Raw genomic sequence first — 12,554 nt, 5'->3', positions numbered from 1 at the left:
TCAGTCGCCGATTGCGCTGGCCAGCGCCGCTCTAATGGCCTGCAGGCGTTCCAGCAAATCCCCGCTCCTTTCCGCACCGACCGGCGCCGCAACAGGCGGTGGGCTGGCAGACAGCCTCTGATCCGCTGTCCCGCTGCCATCGGCCAGTGCCTTTTGTGCGCCTCGGACAGTGAAGCCTTCAACATTCAACAGATGATTGATGCGCCGTACCAGCGCGACGTCGGCAGGCCGGTAATAGCGGCGGTTGCCAGACCGCTGCAGCGGCCGCAATTGAGGGAAACGCGTTTCCCAATACCGCAATATATGCTGCGGAAGCCCCAGTTCCCCTGACAGCTCGCTGATGGTCAGGAATGCGCCCTCTACCTTCTCCATGGTCACGATGTTGCACTCATCAGAGCGCAAAGGTCAACCATGGGAGGACAGGCAGGAATGCAGCGCGTGCGCTTCAGGAAGCGGCGACGCGGTCCCGCATCGTCTGGCTGGCGCGGAAGGTCAGCACCCGTCGCGGCTCGATCGGAACCTCGACACCTGTTTTGGGATTACGCCCCATGCGCTGCGTCTTGTCGCGCAGCACGAAGGTGCCAAAACTCGAAATTTTCACATTTTCCCCGCGTTCCAGTGCAGAGGTCATGTGCTCCAATATGGATTCGATCAGGGCAGCCGCCTCCGATCGTGAGAGGCCGATGTGACGATTTACGCTTTCTGCGAGATCCGCACGCGTCAGGGTAGCATTGCCAGTCATCGAACGTCCCCACCTCCACCCGCCGGGTTGATGCGGATGAGAGTGGTAAATTCTGCGATAACCCGAGTGATTCGGCAAGATGAACTGTAGCAAAACCTCAAAGAATTCTGGCTATATCGAAGGGCTTACAGGCGCAAAAGGCATGCACCCCAGGTAAAGCCCCCACCCATCGCCTCCAGCACCAGCAAATCACCAGCTTTGATCCGGCCATCACGCATCGCCAGGTCAAGCGCCAATGGCACCGAAGCGGCGGATGTATTGGCATGCCGATCAACCGTCATCACCACCCGTTCCGGTGACAGCTTCAGCTTTCGCGCGGTCGCATCGAGGATGCGGGCATTGGCTTGGTGCGGGATCAGCCAGTCGATGTCGGATGCGCTGAGGCCCGCCAATTCCATGACTTCGGTCAGGACGGAGGCCAGATTCACCACCGCGTGACGGAACACTTCCTGCCCCTTCATGCGCAGCTTGCCAACGGTCCTGGTCGTTGAAGGGCCGCCATCGACATAGAGCAACTGGTTATGCCGTCCGTCAGCGTGCAGCTTGGCCGCCAGGATCCCGCGCTTCCCATCGGCGCTTTCTTCCGCGCCCAACACGATTGCTCCTGCGCCGTCCCCAAACAGAACGCAGGTCGTGCGATCTTCCCAATCCAGGATGCGGCTGAACGTCTCCGATCCGATCACCAGCGCGCGCTGCGCTGCGCCTGAACGGATCATGCTGTCAGCGACCGTGACCGCGTAAAGGAAGCCCGAGCAGACCGCCGCAACGTCAAAAGCGACGCAATCGTCTATGCCGAGCGCTGCCTGCACAATGGTGGCGCTGGCAGGAAAAGTCTGGTCCGGCGTGGCCGTCGCCAGGATGATGAGGTCGATGTCCTGCGCCGCGAGACCTGCAGCATCCAAGGCTGCCCTGGCCGCATCGGTCGCAAGGGTTGCCGTCGTCTCACCCTCACCGGCGATGTGCCGATTGCGAATGCCGGTACGTTCAACGATCCATTCGTCGCTGGTATCGACCGTCTGCGCCAATTCAGCGTTGCTGACTGCGCGGACCGGCAGAGCCGATCCCGTGCCCAGGAGGATGGATCTGCGGATCACTTTGCGGCGAGCTCCTGTTTGGACGCCGCGCCTGTCAGCGCGCTGACGCCCGCCATGTCAGCGGCGATACGCCGGGTGATATCTTCTTCCAGCAGCCGCGCGGCGACATGAACCGCATTCGCCACGCCCTTGTCATTGGCGCTGCCGTGACTCTTCACGACCACGCCATTCAGGCCCAGGAATACGGCGCCATTATGATTGTTAGGGTCGAGATGATGCTTTAGCAGATGCATCGCCGGCTTGGAAATGAGGAACCCGATTTTCGACCGGATAGAGCTGGTAAAAGCCGTGCGCAGCAAATCCGTGACGAAACGGGCGGTGCCCTCCGCCGTCTTGAGCGCGACATTGCCGGAGAAACCATCACTGACGATGACGTCCGCCTCGCCGCGGCCGATCTTGTCGCCCTCCGTGAAGCCTTCGAAAGACAGTGGGAGGCTGGTGGCGGCACGCAGCATAGCCGCCGCGTCGCGGATTTCCTCCGTGCCCTTCATCTCCTCGGTGCCGATATTCATCAGCCGAACGCGTGGACGTTCCAGATCGAAAGCGATGCGGGCATAAGCCGCACCCATCACTGCAAACTGAACGAGATTACGGGCGTCGCATTCCGTATTCGCGCCAAGGTCCAGCATGACTACGTCATTTGCGCCAAGCGTCGGCAACAGGGCAGCCAACGCCGGACGATCGACACCCGGCATGGTGCGCAGCGCAAGCTTGGCCATGGCCATTAGCGCGCCGGTATTGCCCGAGGAGACTGCAGCGCCCGCCTCGCCCGCTTTCACCGCCGCGATGGCCATGCTCATGGAGCTGGCCTTTTTGCGGATGGCGGCGCTGGGCTTATCCCCGGCAGCGACGACATCGCTGGCATGGACCACTTCGGACGCCGCGCGCAAGTTCGGGTGATGATCGAGCGCGGCCTTGATCCGCGTCTCATCTCCAAAAAGGGTGAAGCGCAGCCCTTCATGACGGTGACGGGCGAGCGCTACACCCGCCATCATCACGCGCACGCCTTCATCCCCGCCCATCGCGTCGATTGCGATTCGCGGTTGGCTAGACACTTCAGGACACCTTTGCAGGAGAGAGTGTGTCGTCAGGCCCCGACGGCAACGACTTCGCGGCCGTTATAATGACCGCAGCCTTCGCACAGATTATGCGGGCGCTTCAGTTCGCCACAGTTCGAGCATTCCTGGAACGCTTCAACGCGCAGCGAATCGTGGCTACGGCGCATGCCGCGACGGGACGGAGACGTTTTCCTCTTGGGGACAGCCATGTCGGCACCTTATTCCATAATTAAATCTGGTTGTGCGACTGGCCAGTATCCGATGGATGCCGACGCCACAGGCGCCGCAGACCCATGCGGCCCGGATGATCGCGAAGCCCTGCGCCTATAGCGCTTTTTGACCGAGGCGCAAGTCCTTCCTTGTCCCCAAGCCATGGCCGTTTATTGTGCCGCCAACGGAAAGACGGGGAGAGACATGCGATGCTGTTGCCGATCACGCTGACCTTGGCCGCAGGCTGCGCGCTCCTCAACCTGTGGCTTGCCTTCCGCTGCGCCCGGATTCGCGTCGGCAGCAAGGCTTTGCATGGCGACGGCGGCGACCCTCTGCTCGCGCGGCGGATGCGCGCGCACGCCAACTTCACCGAATATACGCCGATCATCCTCATTCTCTTCGCCCTTATCGAGCTGGCGCTTGGCTCGCCGCTCTGGCTATGGATCGGAGCTTTAGTCTATATCGCGGCCCGCGCTGCGCATGGGATCGGCATGGACGCCGATCATCCGACCCTATGGCGTGCAGGTGGCGCGCTGCTCTCCTGGATCGTCACGGCCGCGCTGGCGGTGACCGCCCTCTACGTCGCCTATCACGCCACCCGCTCCGTTCCCGCCCCACCAGCCCTGGCCGCGCGCTAACGAATCAGGCGAGCACCGCGTCTCCGACAAAGGGATTGGTGCGGCGCTCATGCGCAAAATCGCTCATCGGTCCATGACCGGGTACGAAAGCGGTATCGCCGCCTAGCGGCCACAGCTTGCCGGTGATCGCATCGATCAGCTGCTGGTGATTACCCATGGGAAAGTCAGTCCGCCCGATCGATCCCTGGAACAGCACGTCGCCCACGATCGCCAGCTTGCTGGGGCCATGGTGGAAGACGACATGCCCCGGCGTGTGGCCGGGGCAATGATAGACGTCCAGCTCCAGTTCGCCGACGCGCACCTTGTCGCCATCGGTCAGCCAGCGGTCGGGCTCGAACAGTTGCCCACGGATGCCATAGTTGCGGCCATCCTCCTCCAACCGGCTGATCCAGAAACGGTCCGCCTCATGCGGTCCTTCGATCGGCACGCCCAGCTCTTTGGCCAGCACGCCCGCTTCGCCGCAATGGTCGATATGGCCGTGCGTCACGAGGATCTTCTCGATCGTCACGCCATGCTGCGCCGCCGCCGCCTTGAGCCGTGGCAGGTCGCCACCCGGATCGACAAACGCGCCCCGATTGGTAGCGGTGCACCAGAACAGCGTGCAATTCTGCTGCAGTGGAGTGACCGGGATCAGCGCGGCTTTGAGCGGGGGTGTAGTCATGCCGCCCGATGTGGCGAAGCCCCGCGCCCGGCGCAAGAGCTAGACAGCGTCTTCCATCGCGAAGGGCTCCGCCAGGCTAATGCTGTCCAGCACCTTTGCCGTCTCGTCACGAACTCGCAGCATCACGCGATGAAGCCTGCATTCCGATTCGGGCAGGCAGTTAGTGCAGGTCTCATGCGCGAATCGGCTGGCGCAGGGCGTCAGCGCGAGCGATCCGCGCGTCAGCCGGACAATGTCACCATAGCTGACATCGACCGGAGCCAGCGCCAGCCAGTATCCTCCGTCACGCCCGCGCTGCGTCGCGACCAGCCCTTCGCGTGACAGTTCCGACAGGATGACCGTCAGGAACTTCGCCGGGATATTTTGCCGCGTCGCGATCTCGTTCAGGGGTACTGGCCCCTGTCGGTAACGGTCGGCGAGATGTTGAAGCGCGCGGATGGCGTAACGGGTTTTCTGCGAAAGCATGTGCCTGTTATTCGCCCACCCGCCTCATTTGACAAGCCGCCGTTGCCGCCGTCAGGCTTTCGCCTTGTGTAGCGCCGCTTCATAGGCCGATGCCTTGAATCCGACGACGGTCTGCCCGCCCACATCCAGGATCGGCCGCTTGATCATCGACGGGTTGGCGCTCATCAACAGGATTGCCTTGTCGGCGTCGATATGCGCCTTGTCCCCGGCGTCCAGCGCCTTGAAGGTGGTGCCGGAGCGATTGAGGATGGTTTCCCACCCATGCTCCATCACCCATTCCTCCAGCTTCCCCTTGTCCACGCCAGACACCTTATAGTCGTGGAAGCTGTAGGCGACGCGCTCATTATCCAGGAAATTGCGCGCCTTCTTGATCGTGTCGCAATTTTTGATGCCATACATGGTGATCATGGGGGTCAGCCTTTAAACGCCGTGACTTCGATCTCGATCTTCATCTCTGGCTTGATGAGGCCCGTGATGATGCAGCTCGCCGCCGGGCGGATCTCGCCGAACACCGGCGCGGTCGCCTTGCCCAGTTCGTCCCAATAAGCCGGGTCGGTGATGTAATAGGTCACCCGCACCACGTCGGCGAAGGTAAAGCCTGCGTCCTCCAGCGCCTTGCCGATGACCTTGAGCGCATTGACGCCCTGATCGACGACGCTTTCGGGCATCGCCTTCGTCTCCGGATCGGTCCCGGTGGTACCGGCGACGAAGCACCAGTCGCCCTGAACGACGGCGCGCGAATAGCCGACCTGCGCCTCGAAAGGCGAACCCGAGGAGATGAGTTTGCGGGACATGGGACTTCCTTCGAAAGGAGGAGCGGATGAAAGGATCGCGCGGCTCTTGCCCCCTGCTGCCGCTGCTGTCCAGCGCCTTTTGCCCGCCATGGAACGGGCGCCCGATTGATCGGTTGGGCAGGCAAGGAGACATGCCATGAGCCAAGACGACAAAGACCGCTTCCCCGACCAGATCGAGGAAAATGACGAACAGAGGGACAGCGGAGCCCAGGCGCAGGACGTCGCCGACGACGCCCGCGTCCGCTCCACCGATCTGTCTGAAGACAGCGAGCGTGGCGGGCGACCGAACCCGGCACAGATCATTCCCGACGACACCCCTGACCTCGTCGAGCGGATGGAGGAAATGAACCGTTCCGGACGGATCGATAACGACGCCTTCGCCGGGGAACCGCAGATGGACGATGAGGAAGATTTCCTCGGCAATACGGAGGATGAGGAATAGGATTACGCCTCGTCCGCGAGGCGCGGCGGCTATGGACGGGCCATCGCTCCATAAGCCCCTTCCCCGATCGCGCCATTCCGGCGAGAAGGTGGATCAGCTTCGCGCTGCAGCCGTGTCGCCATTGGGCAAAGCGGGAGCATGGCCACTCCCCTTCCCCAGCGCGCTGCGCTCGCCGCACTCGCCTTAACCGCCCTCCTCTTCTCCCCTGCCCAAGCAGTTTCACCTCGACAGCGCGATCCGCTGAGCGCGCAATTTGGCCTATGCGGCCGCAGCGTTCAGGCGGACAATTGCGTCATCGACGGCGACACATTCCGCATGGCGGGTGAAAAGGTCCGGATCGCCGACATCGATACACCCGAAACCCACGGCGCGCGCTGCGGCGCAGAGGGCGCCCTGGGCAGGCAGGCGACGATGCGACTACAGGCGCTGCTCAATGCGGGGCCGTTCGCCGTTGCCAGCTATCAACGGGATCGGGATCGCTACGGCCGCCTGCTGCGCCTGGTCACGCGGCAGGGACAGTCGATCGGCGCACTGCTAGTGGCCGAGGGGCTGGCGCGTCCCTGGTCGGGGGCGCGCCAGCCTTGGTGCCGTAGTTAACGGCAGCTCACACTGCCGCGATCAATCTCGCGGCCGAGCAGCGCGCCCGCGCCGCCCCCGATCAGGATACCGGCCGTGTTTGAATAGCCACGGTCGATCTGGCTACCGAGCAATCCGCCCAGCGCCGCGCCGACGATCAGCCCGGTCGTTCCGTCCGAGCGGCGGCAATAATAGCGGTCATCATAACCACGATAGATGCGGGTCTGACGCGTCACGCGGATGGGCTCATAGCCGTCGCGATAATAGCGATCGGGGCGATAATAACGCCCGTAGCGCGGGTCCGGCCGGTTCCAGTCATAATTATAAACGACGCGTCCCGGACGCTTCCAATGGCCTCTGTGACGGCCATTGTCGTGGCGGCCTTCGCGCTTCCAGTCGCGATCGTCACGGTCGCGCCAGTTGCCGTCCCGATCGCGATCCCGATCGCGCCACTCGCGATTATCGTCGCGGCCATAGCCCTGGGCCATGGCAACAGTGCCGGTCAGGGTCATCGCGCCGAGCGACAGCGCAGCGATTGTGCCTTTGAGGGTCATCTTCATGTTCTACTCCTTGCCATCTCTTGTCTGGCTGTGGAGCTAAACACTTCATCCCGCGTGGACGTTGCATGAACGGAACAAAACGTCGCGTTCAGCGGGGGGACAGGTGGCGGTGGTCGGTTCTCGTGAGCTTTGCGAAGTAGCGAAGTTCACACCGTTAATTGATGAAAAATGCCGGTCCTATTTTTCCTATTTCCCACAGATTGAAAGAGCCAGGAGACCCTAGCCTAAGGCAGGAGTTGTAGGACAGCGAAACAACACCCACTCGCTTAAGGGCTTCTTGCGATACACCTGCGAACGCAGTAGACCACTTGACCAAGGCAGAGCAGCCGGGTGGCACAAGGTAGAGGGTAGAGCCTAGTCGCTCCACCCTCGTTCTTTTGGCTATGCTGCTCTTAGGTCCGCGGTTGGCATCCACATCGGGCTGGTGTCGGACGCCTTCATAATGTCTATGCCGCGCTGACAATCGCTCTTGTTCGAATAACTTTCGCTACTCACCGCGATGGTCTTGCCGTTGGACGCTTCATAGGTCCAACGCCACAATCCCTTGATATCTCGGTAATAAAATAGGATGGGTAGGTTCTCGGCATTTTAAGTACTCCGGCCGCCTTGGTTGCTTAAGGAGGCAGAAGGCTGTAGAATCCGAATAGCTGAGGGTTGGGTCTAAAGCTCTGCCCTGCCGACAGGGGCAGCGTTTCCTGTTCGGCCGAAAGGCGACGTCGCGCCAACGACGTCGCCTTTCGCTTTTCGCTAAATCACTCCGCCGCGATCCCCGCAGCCTTGAACATGTCCGGATCGCTCGCCTCGTCCACATTGGCGGCATCGCCCGCCTTCAGCTTCTTGCGGCGATCGAACGCGTCCCACACCTCGGTCCACTGGCCGCGCGTGGCGCCCTTGGAATATTCGGTTGCGCGGGTTTCGAAGAAGTTGGCGTGCTCCACACCATTCAGCAGCGGGGCGAGCCAGGGGAGCGGGTGGTCATCGATCATGTAGATGGGCTTGAGGCCCAGCTGCCCCAGGCGCCAGTCGGCGATGTAGCGGACATATTTCTTGATGTCCTTGGGCGTCATGCCGGGCACAGGACCCATTTCGAAGACGAGGTCGATGAACGCGTCCTCGATCCGCACCGTCTTCTGGCACATGTCCATGATGTCGTCCTTGACCGACGGGGTCAGGCAGTCGCGTTCCTTCACGAAGGCGTGGAACAGCTTGATGATGCCTTCGCAGTGCAGCGTCTCGTCGCGGACCGACCAGGTGACGATCTGGCCCATGCCCTTCATCTTGTTGAAGCGCGGGAAGTTCATCAGCATCGCGAAGCTGGCGAAGAGCTGCAGCCCTTCGGTAAAGCCGCCGAACATGGCCAGCGTCTTGGCGATATCCTCGTCCGTGTCGACGCCGAACTGGCTCAGATAGTCATGCTTATCCTTCATCTCCTTATACTGCATGAAGGCCGAATATTCGGTTTCGGGCATGCCGATCGTATCGAGCAGATGGCTGTAGGCGGCGATATGGACCGTTTCCATGTTGCTGAACGCGGTCAGCATCATCTTCACTTCGGTCGGCTTGAACACGCGGCCATATTTTTCGTGGTAGCAATCCTGCACTTCCACGTCCGCCTGGGTGAAGAAGCGGAAGATCTGCGTCAGCAGGTTGCGCTCATGGTCGGACAGCTTCTGCGCCCAATCGCGGCAATCCTCGCCCAGCGGCACTTCCTCGGGCAGCCAGTGCAGCTGCTGCTGGCGCTTCCAATATTCATAGGCCCAGGGATATTCGAAAGGCTTGTAAACCTTGCTGGCTTGCAGAAGGGGCATGGGTCGGCTCCGCGATTAATGGGTTAGCGCAACCTGTGCGCGCGCAGGGCGTTCAGACCCCGTCATTCCCGGCACAGGAGCAATATGATGGTTGATCTGAGCAGCATCAAGGAACATGCCGATATTATCGGCGCTGACGGCGTGCATGTCGGCACGGTCGATCATGTCGATGGCGACCGTATCAAGCTGATCAAGGCGGACAGCGGCGAAGCCAGTCATGCGGGACATCATCATTATATCAGCGAAGGACTGATCGCCGGGGTTGACGAGGATGGCACCGTAAGGCTGTCCGCTACAGGCGCCAACGCTGTCCTTTTCGAAGAGGAAGAGGACGAAGGCTGACGAATTCGGGAGCGATTGTGTGGGCGCGGCAGGGTTAACCGCCGCGCCCATCCCCCCCATTAGCTCATTGGCAGGCGAGGCATTCGTCATAGTCGGTGCTCCCGCCGGCCAGTTCGAACTTAGGCGCATCGATCGTATTGTCGGCTTCCACCCCGCCCGCGAAACCCGCGCGCTGCACCGACTTGGACCGCAGATAGTAGAGCGACTTGATGCCCAGCTCCCACGCGCGATAGTGGAGCATCAGCAGGTCCCATTTTTCCACATCCGCCGGGATGAACAGGTTCAGCGACTGCGCCTGGTCGATATAGGGCGTACGGTCGGCGGCCAGTTCGAGCAGCCAGCGCTGGTCGATTTCGAAGCTGGTCTTGAACGTGTCCTTTTCTTCCTGGCTGAGGAAGTCGAGATGCTGGACCGAACCGCCGCGCTCCAGGATCGAGTTCCAGACGTTGGTGCTGTCCTTCGATTTGTCGCGGAGGATCTTTTCCAGATAGGGGTTCTTCACCACGAAGCTGCCGGACAGCGTCTTGTGGGTGTAGATGTTGGCCGGGATCGGCTCGATGCAGGCCGAAGTGCCGCCGCAGATGATCGAGATCGACGCGGTGGGCGCAATCGCCATCTTGCAGCTGAACCGCTCCATGACGCCCATGTCGGCAGCGTCCGGGCACGGGCCGCGCTCGACCGCGAGCTGCATCGAGGCTTCGTTCACCTTCTCGTTGATATGCTTGAAGATGCGCAGGTTCCAGCTCTTGGCCATCGCCCCTTCGAAGGGAAGGCCCCGGGCCTGGAGGAAGGAGTGGAACCCCATCACCCCCAGGCCCACCGACCGTTCGCGCTCGGCGCTATATTTGGCCCGCGCCATTTCGTCCGGCGCTCGGTCGATATAGTCCTGCAGCACATTGTCGAGGAAGCGCATGACGTCCTCGACGAAAACGGGGTCCTTGTTCCATTCGTCCCAGGTTTCGAGGTTCAGGGACGAAAGGCAGCAGACCGCCGTCCGGTCATTGCCGAGATGGTCGCGACCCGTCGGCAAAGTGATTTCGGAACAGAGATTGGATGTCGATACCTTGAGGCCCAGGTCACGATGATGCTTGGGCATCGTGTTGTTCACGGTGTCGGAAAAGACGATATATGGCTCGCCGGTCGCCAGGCGGGTCTCCACCAGCTTCTGGAACAGGCTGCGCGCATCGACCTTGCCACGGACCGAACCGTCCTTGGGCGACTTCAGCGGGAATTCGGCGCCACTATGCACCGCTTCCATGAATTCGTCGGTCAACAGCACGCCATGGTGCAGGTTCAGCGCCTTGCGGTTGAAGTCGCCGCTGGGCTTGCGGATTTCCAGAAACTCCTCGATCTCCGGATGGGAGATGTCGAGATAGCAGGCCGCCGATCCGCGGCGCAGCGAGCCCTGGCTGATCGCCAGCGTCAGGCTGTCCATCACGCGGACGAAGGGGATGATGCCGCTGGTCTTGCCGTTAAGGCCCACCGGCTCGCCGATGCCACGCACGCTGCCCCAATAGGTGCCGATGCCGCCGCCGCGCGAGGCGAGCCAGACATTCTCGTTCCAGGTGTTGACGATGCCCTCCAGGCTGTCGTCCACGCTGTTCAGATAGCAGCTGATCGGCAGGCCGCGTCCGGTGCCGCCGTTCGACAATACGGGCGTGGCGGGCATGAACCAGAGGCGCGAAATATAGTCATAGACGCGCTGGGCGTGATCCTGGTCATCGGCATAGGCGGCGGCGACGCGGGCGAACAGGTCCTGATAGCCCTCACCGGGCAGCAGATAACGGTCCTTGAGCGTATCCTTGCCGAACTCGGTCAGCAGTGCGTCACGGCTGTCATCCGTGACCACGTCAAACCGGCGCGCCTGGATCGAGGAAGAGGACGGCGCCTTTGCGGGCGCGGCTTTCTTCTTCTGCGCCACTGTTTCCACCACTTCGTCGATTACCGTCGCCACGTCGTCTGCACCTGTTTGTTCGCTGTCACGAAAATCCATTCGAGCCCCCGAATGTTCATGTTTCGTTCGATTCGGTCAAGCCTTGTGATCAAGGCCGCCCGGATCCGCATCGGGGCTATCCAGCAGCGAGATCGCATGAGACAAAACGCCTCTCGTCCGAAAATGGTCCGGCCGGTGCAATCACAATCTGTTGGGTAACCCCCGTTAACCCGATACAAGGGATAGTGCCACAGCCTCACATGCTTGCAAGAGGATAAATGACGATATGGAGACTCCCTCCGTGCAGCGCTGACTCGCTTCATCGACATTCAACCACGTGGCATCGCAGCGACGCACGGACTTCTCTGGCTCTCGTAAAAGGCAAGAGGGACAATATGCGAACGAAAATAAATTTCGCTTGCCACGCAAATGCGGGAAACAGGTCAGAATGGATGCCCTTCTTTCACTATGGATAGGGGGTGGCCCCGCGATTATCCACAAGCTGCTGTGGATCAATATGTGGATAGATTGCCGGTGACGCACGCGTTGGGGCCACCGGAACATATGGGAGAGACTTCACATGATTCTCTATTATCATCCGCTGTCCTCCTATTGCTGGAAGGCATTGATCGCCCTCTATGAAAATGATGTGCCTTTCGAGCGCCATATGATGGAGGATCCAGGCGTCGCGGAAGCGTGGCTGACGCTCTGGCCGCTCGGCAAATTCCCTGTCCTGCGCGATGAGGCGCGGGACAGGACGCTCGCCGAAACCAGCATCATCATAGAATATCTGGACCAGCATTGCCCCGGCGCCTTCCGCGCGATCCCGGCTGACCCGGACGAGGCGATCGAGGTCCGCCTGATGGATCGGCTGTTCGACAATTATGTCATGACGCCGATGCAGGCCATCGTGGCCGACCGGCTCCGGCCGGATGACTCACATGATCCTTATGGGGTGGGGCAGGCGCGGCTGACGCTGGGCAAGGCATATGCGCTGCTGGAGGATCGCATCGCCGGGCGCTACTGGGCGGCAGGGGACAGCTTCACCCTTGCCGACTGCGCCGCTGCCCCCGCGCTCTTCTACGCGGACAAGGTGGAGCCGATGCGCGGGGGCTTTCCAGCGCTCGCCGCCTATCTCGACCGGCTGCTGGCGCGGCCGAGCTTTGCCCGCGTGCTGGAGGAGAAGGAGCCATGGTGGCACATGTTCCCCTTTGCCAATGGATAGCTGGAC

The 12,554-nt window shown here is 61.4% G+C and carries 18 protein-coding genes; 5 read left to right on the top strand and 13 right to left on the bottom strand.

The window, feature by feature from the left end; translation table 11 throughout:
- From ACFO3E_RS06550 to rpmF, 5 genes are all read right to left on the bottom strand, one after another.
- Entirely contained in the window at nucleotides 1-372 is a 372-nt protein-coding gene (locus ACFO3E_RS06550) for a MerR family transcriptional regulator (RefSeq protein WP_380803467.1), read from the bottom strand.
- Between the two features lie 73 nt (nucleotides 373-445).
- Entirely contained in the window at nucleotides 446-742 is a 297-nt protein-coding gene (gene ihfA / locus ACFO3E_RS06545; RefSeq protein WP_066526619.1) for an integration host factor subunit alpha, read from the bottom strand.
- 125 nt (nucleotides 743-867) lie between these two features.
- Nucleotides 868-1,836, bottom strand: a complete 969-nt coding sequence (locus ACFO3E_RS06540) for a beta-ketoacyl-ACP synthase III (RefSeq protein ID WP_066526617.1) — start codon at nucleotides 1,834-1,836, stop codon at nucleotides 868-870.
- Nucleotides 1,833-2,858: a phosphate acyltransferase PlsX gene (gene plsX / locus ACFO3E_RS06535; RefSeq protein ID WP_066526615.1), complete on the bottom strand. Its 1,026-nt coding sequence runs from the start codon at nucleotides 2,856-2,858 to the stop codon at nucleotides 1,833-1,835. The genes ACFO3E_RS06540 and plsX overlap by 4 nt, the downstream gene beginning before the upstream one ends.
- A 65-nt stretch (nucleotides 2,859-2,923) precedes the next feature.
- The gene (gene rpmF / locus ACFO3E_RS06530) at nucleotides 2,924-3,103 is read right to left on the bottom strand and encodes a 50S ribosomal protein L32 (RefSeq protein WP_380803311.1); all 180 of its coding nucleotides are present in this window, start codon (nucleotides 3,101-3,103) and stop codon (nucleotides 2,924-2,926) included.
- 210 nt (nucleotides 3,104-3,313) lie between these two features.
- Between rpmF and ACFO3E_RS06525 the strand changes: the two genes are divergently transcribed.
- Nucleotides 3,314-3,742, top strand: coding sequence for an MAPEG family protein (locus ACFO3E_RS06525; RefSeq protein WP_380803309.1), 429 nt, complete (start codon nucleotides 3,314-3,316; stop codon nucleotides 3,740-3,742).
- 4 nt (nucleotides 3,743-3,746) lie between these two features.
- Here ACFO3E_RS06525 and ACFO3E_RS06520 read toward each other — a convergent pair whose 3' ends face one another.
- From ACFO3E_RS06520 to ACFO3E_RS06505, 4 genes are read right to left on the bottom strand one after another with little or no spacing between them, the layout of a single operon-like run.
- Entirely contained in the window at nucleotides 3,747-4,403 is a 657-nt protein-coding gene (locus ACFO3E_RS06520) for an MBL fold metallo-hydrolase (protein WP_380803306.1), read from the bottom strand.
- A gap of 39 nt (nucleotides 4,404-4,442) precedes the next feature.
- Nucleotides 4,443-4,868 (bottom strand): RrF2 family transcriptional regulator, encoded by a 426-nt coding sequence (locus ACFO3E_RS06515; protein ID WP_066526610.1) that lies wholly within the window; start codon nucleotides 4,866-4,868, stop codon nucleotides 4,443-4,445.
- A 51-nt stretch (nucleotides 4,869-4,919) separates the two neighbouring features.
- On the bottom strand, nucleotides 4,920-5,276 hold the full coding sequence (locus ACFO3E_RS06510; RefSeq protein ID WP_380803304.1) for an ArsC family reductase: 357 nt from the start codon (nucleotides 5,274-5,276) through the stop codon (nucleotides 4,920-4,922).
- A 5-nt stretch (nucleotides 5,277-5,281) separates the two neighbouring features.
- Nucleotides 5,282-5,662 carry a RidA family protein gene (locus ACFO3E_RS06505; protein ID WP_380803301.1) on the bottom strand — a complete coding sequence of 127 codons (381 nt, stop codon included), beginning with the start codon at nucleotides 5,660-5,662 and terminating at the stop codon, nucleotides 5,282-5,284.
- A gap of 136 nt (nucleotides 5,663-5,798) precedes the next feature.
- On the opposite strand from ACFO3E_RS06505, the gene ACFO3E_RS06500 reads away from it, so the two are divergent.
- On the top strand, nucleotides 5,799-6,104 hold the full coding sequence (locus ACFO3E_RS06500) for a hypothetical protein (protein WP_380803298.1): 306 nt from the start codon (nucleotides 5,799-5,801) through the stop codon (nucleotides 6,102-6,104).
- A gap of 138 nt (nucleotides 6,105-6,242) precedes the next feature.
- Entirely contained in the window at nucleotides 6,243-6,701 is a 459-nt protein-coding gene (locus ACFO3E_RS06495; RefSeq protein ID WP_380803296.1) for a thermonuclease family protein, read from the top strand.
- Here the strand turns inward: ACFO3E_RS06495 and ACFO3E_RS06490 are convergent.
- From ACFO3E_RS06490 to ACFO3E_RS06480, 3 genes are all read right to left on the bottom strand, one after another.
- Complete coding sequence (locus ACFO3E_RS06490; protein ID WP_066526605.1) at nucleotides 6,698-7,240, bottom strand: glycine zipper 2TM domain-containing protein; 543 nt, start codon at nucleotides 7,238-7,240, stop codon at nucleotides 6,698-6,700. The two genes, ACFO3E_RS06495 and ACFO3E_RS06490, sit on opposite strands and share 4 nt — an antisense overlap.
- A 381-nt stretch (nucleotides 7,241-7,621) precedes the next feature.
- The gene (locus ACFO3E_RS06485) at nucleotides 7,622-7,780 is read right to left on the bottom strand and encodes a YegP family protein (RefSeq protein ID WP_380803294.1); all 159 of its coding nucleotides are present in this window, start codon (nucleotides 7,778-7,780) and stop codon (nucleotides 7,622-7,624) included.
- 212 nt (nucleotides 7,781-7,992) lie between these two features.
- On the bottom strand, nucleotides 7,993-9,048 hold the full coding sequence (locus ACFO3E_RS06480) for a ribonucleotide-diphosphate reductase subunit beta (protein ID WP_066526600.1): 1,056 nt from the start codon (nucleotides 9,046-9,048) through the stop codon (nucleotides 7,993-7,995).
- Between the two features lie 87 nt (nucleotides 9,049-9,135).
- On the opposite strand from ACFO3E_RS06480, the gene ACFO3E_RS06475 reads away from it, so the two are divergent.
- Nucleotides 9,136-9,390, top strand: coding sequence for a DUF2171 domain-containing protein (locus tag ACFO3E_RS06475; RefSeq protein WP_380803465.1), 255 nt, complete (start codon nucleotides 9,136-9,138; stop codon nucleotides 9,388-9,390).
- A 64-nt stretch (nucleotides 9,391-9,454) separates the two neighbouring features.
- Here ACFO3E_RS06475 and ACFO3E_RS06470 read toward each other — a convergent pair whose 3' ends face one another.
- The gene (locus ACFO3E_RS06470; RefSeq protein ID WP_380803292.1) at nucleotides 9,455-11,383 is read right to left on the bottom strand and encodes a ribonucleoside-diphosphate reductase subunit alpha; all 1,929 of its coding nucleotides are present in this window, start codon (nucleotides 11,381-11,383) and stop codon (nucleotides 9,455-9,457) included.
- Between the two features lie 520 nt (nucleotides 11,384-11,903).
- Between ACFO3E_RS06470 and ACFO3E_RS06465 the strand changes: the two genes are divergently transcribed.
- Complete coding sequence (locus ACFO3E_RS06465) at nucleotides 11,904-12,548, top strand: glutathione S-transferase family protein (RefSeq protein ID WP_380803290.1); 645 nt, start codon at nucleotides 11,904-11,906, stop codon at nucleotides 12,546-12,548.
- The last annotated feature ends 6 nt before the right edge of the window (nucleotides 12,549-12,554 follow it).

The organism is Sphingobium tyrosinilyticum, assembly GCF_042654265.1.
In the GTDB taxonomy this organism is placed as follows: Bacteria; Pseudomonadota; Alphaproteobacteria; order Sphingomonadales; family Sphingomonadaceae; genus Sphingobium; species Sphingobium tyrosinilyticum.
Note: the sequence above shows the minus strand (reverse complement) of the source record. Positions and strands in the feature narration are given on the sequence as shown.

Excerpts from the sequence above, each read along its gene's own strand:
- ACFO3E_RS06550 (WP_380803467.1), bottom strand. The coding sequence starts at position 372 with ATGGAGAAGGTAGAGGGCGCATTCCTGACCATCAGCGAGCTGTCAGGG.
- ihfA (WP_066526619.1), bottom strand. The coding sequence starts at position 742 with ATGACTGGCAATGCTACCCTGACGCGTGCGGATCTCGCAGAAAGCGTA.
- plsX (WP_066526615.1), bottom strand. The coding sequence starts at position 2,858 with ATGGGCGGGGATGAAGGCGTGCGCGTGATGATGGCGGGTGTAGCGCTC.
- rpmF (WP_380803311.1), bottom strand. The coding sequence starts at position 3,103 with ATGGCTGTCCCCAAGAGGAAAACGTCTCCGTCCCGTCGCGGCATGCGC.
- ACFO3E_RS06525 (WP_380803309.1), top strand. The coding sequence starts at position 3,314 with ATGCTGTTGCCGATCACGCTGACCTTGGCCGCAGGCTGCGCGCTCCTC.
- ACFO3E_RS06520 (WP_380803306.1), bottom strand. The coding sequence starts at position 4,403 with ATGACTACACCCCCGCTCAAAGCCGCGCTGATCCCGGTCACTCCACTG.
- ACFO3E_RS06515 (WP_066526610.1), bottom strand. The coding sequence starts at position 4,868 with ATGCTTTCGCAGAAAACCCGTTACGCCATCCGCGCGCTTCAACATCTC.
- ACFO3E_RS06510 (WP_380803304.1), bottom strand. The coding sequence starts at position 5,276 with ATGATCACCATGTATGGCATCAAAAATTGCGACACGATCAAGAAGGCG.
- ACFO3E_RS06505 (WP_380803301.1), bottom strand. The coding sequence starts at position 5,662 with ATGTCCCGCAAACTCATCTCCTCGGGTTCGCCTTTCGAGGCGCAGGTC.
- ACFO3E_RS06500 (WP_380803298.1), top strand. The coding sequence starts at position 5,799 with ATGAGCCAAGACGACAAAGACCGCTTCCCCGACCAGATCGAGGAAAAT.
- ACFO3E_RS06495 (WP_380803296.1), top strand. The coding sequence starts at position 6,243 with ATGGCCACTCCCCTTCCCCAGCGCGCTGCGCTCGCCGCACTCGCCTTA.
- ACFO3E_RS06490 (WP_066526605.1), bottom strand. The coding sequence starts at position 7,240 with ATGAAGATGACCCTCAAAGGCACAATCGCTGCGCTGTCGCTCGGCGCG.
- ACFO3E_RS06480 (WP_066526600.1), bottom strand. The coding sequence starts at position 9,048 with ATGCCCCTTCTGCAAGCCAGCAAGGTTTACAAGCCTTTCGAATATCCC.
- ACFO3E_RS06475 (WP_380803465.1), top strand. The coding sequence starts at position 9,136 with ATGGTTGATCTGAGCAGCATCAAGGAACATGCCGATATTATCGGCGCT.
- ACFO3E_RS06470 (WP_380803292.1), bottom strand. The coding sequence starts at position 11,383 with ATGGATTTTCGTGACAGCGAACAAACAGGTGCAGACGACGTGGCGACG.
- ACFO3E_RS06465 (WP_380803290.1), top strand. The coding sequence starts at position 11,904 with ATGATTCTCTATTATCATCCGCTGTCCTCCTATTGCTGGAAGGCATTG.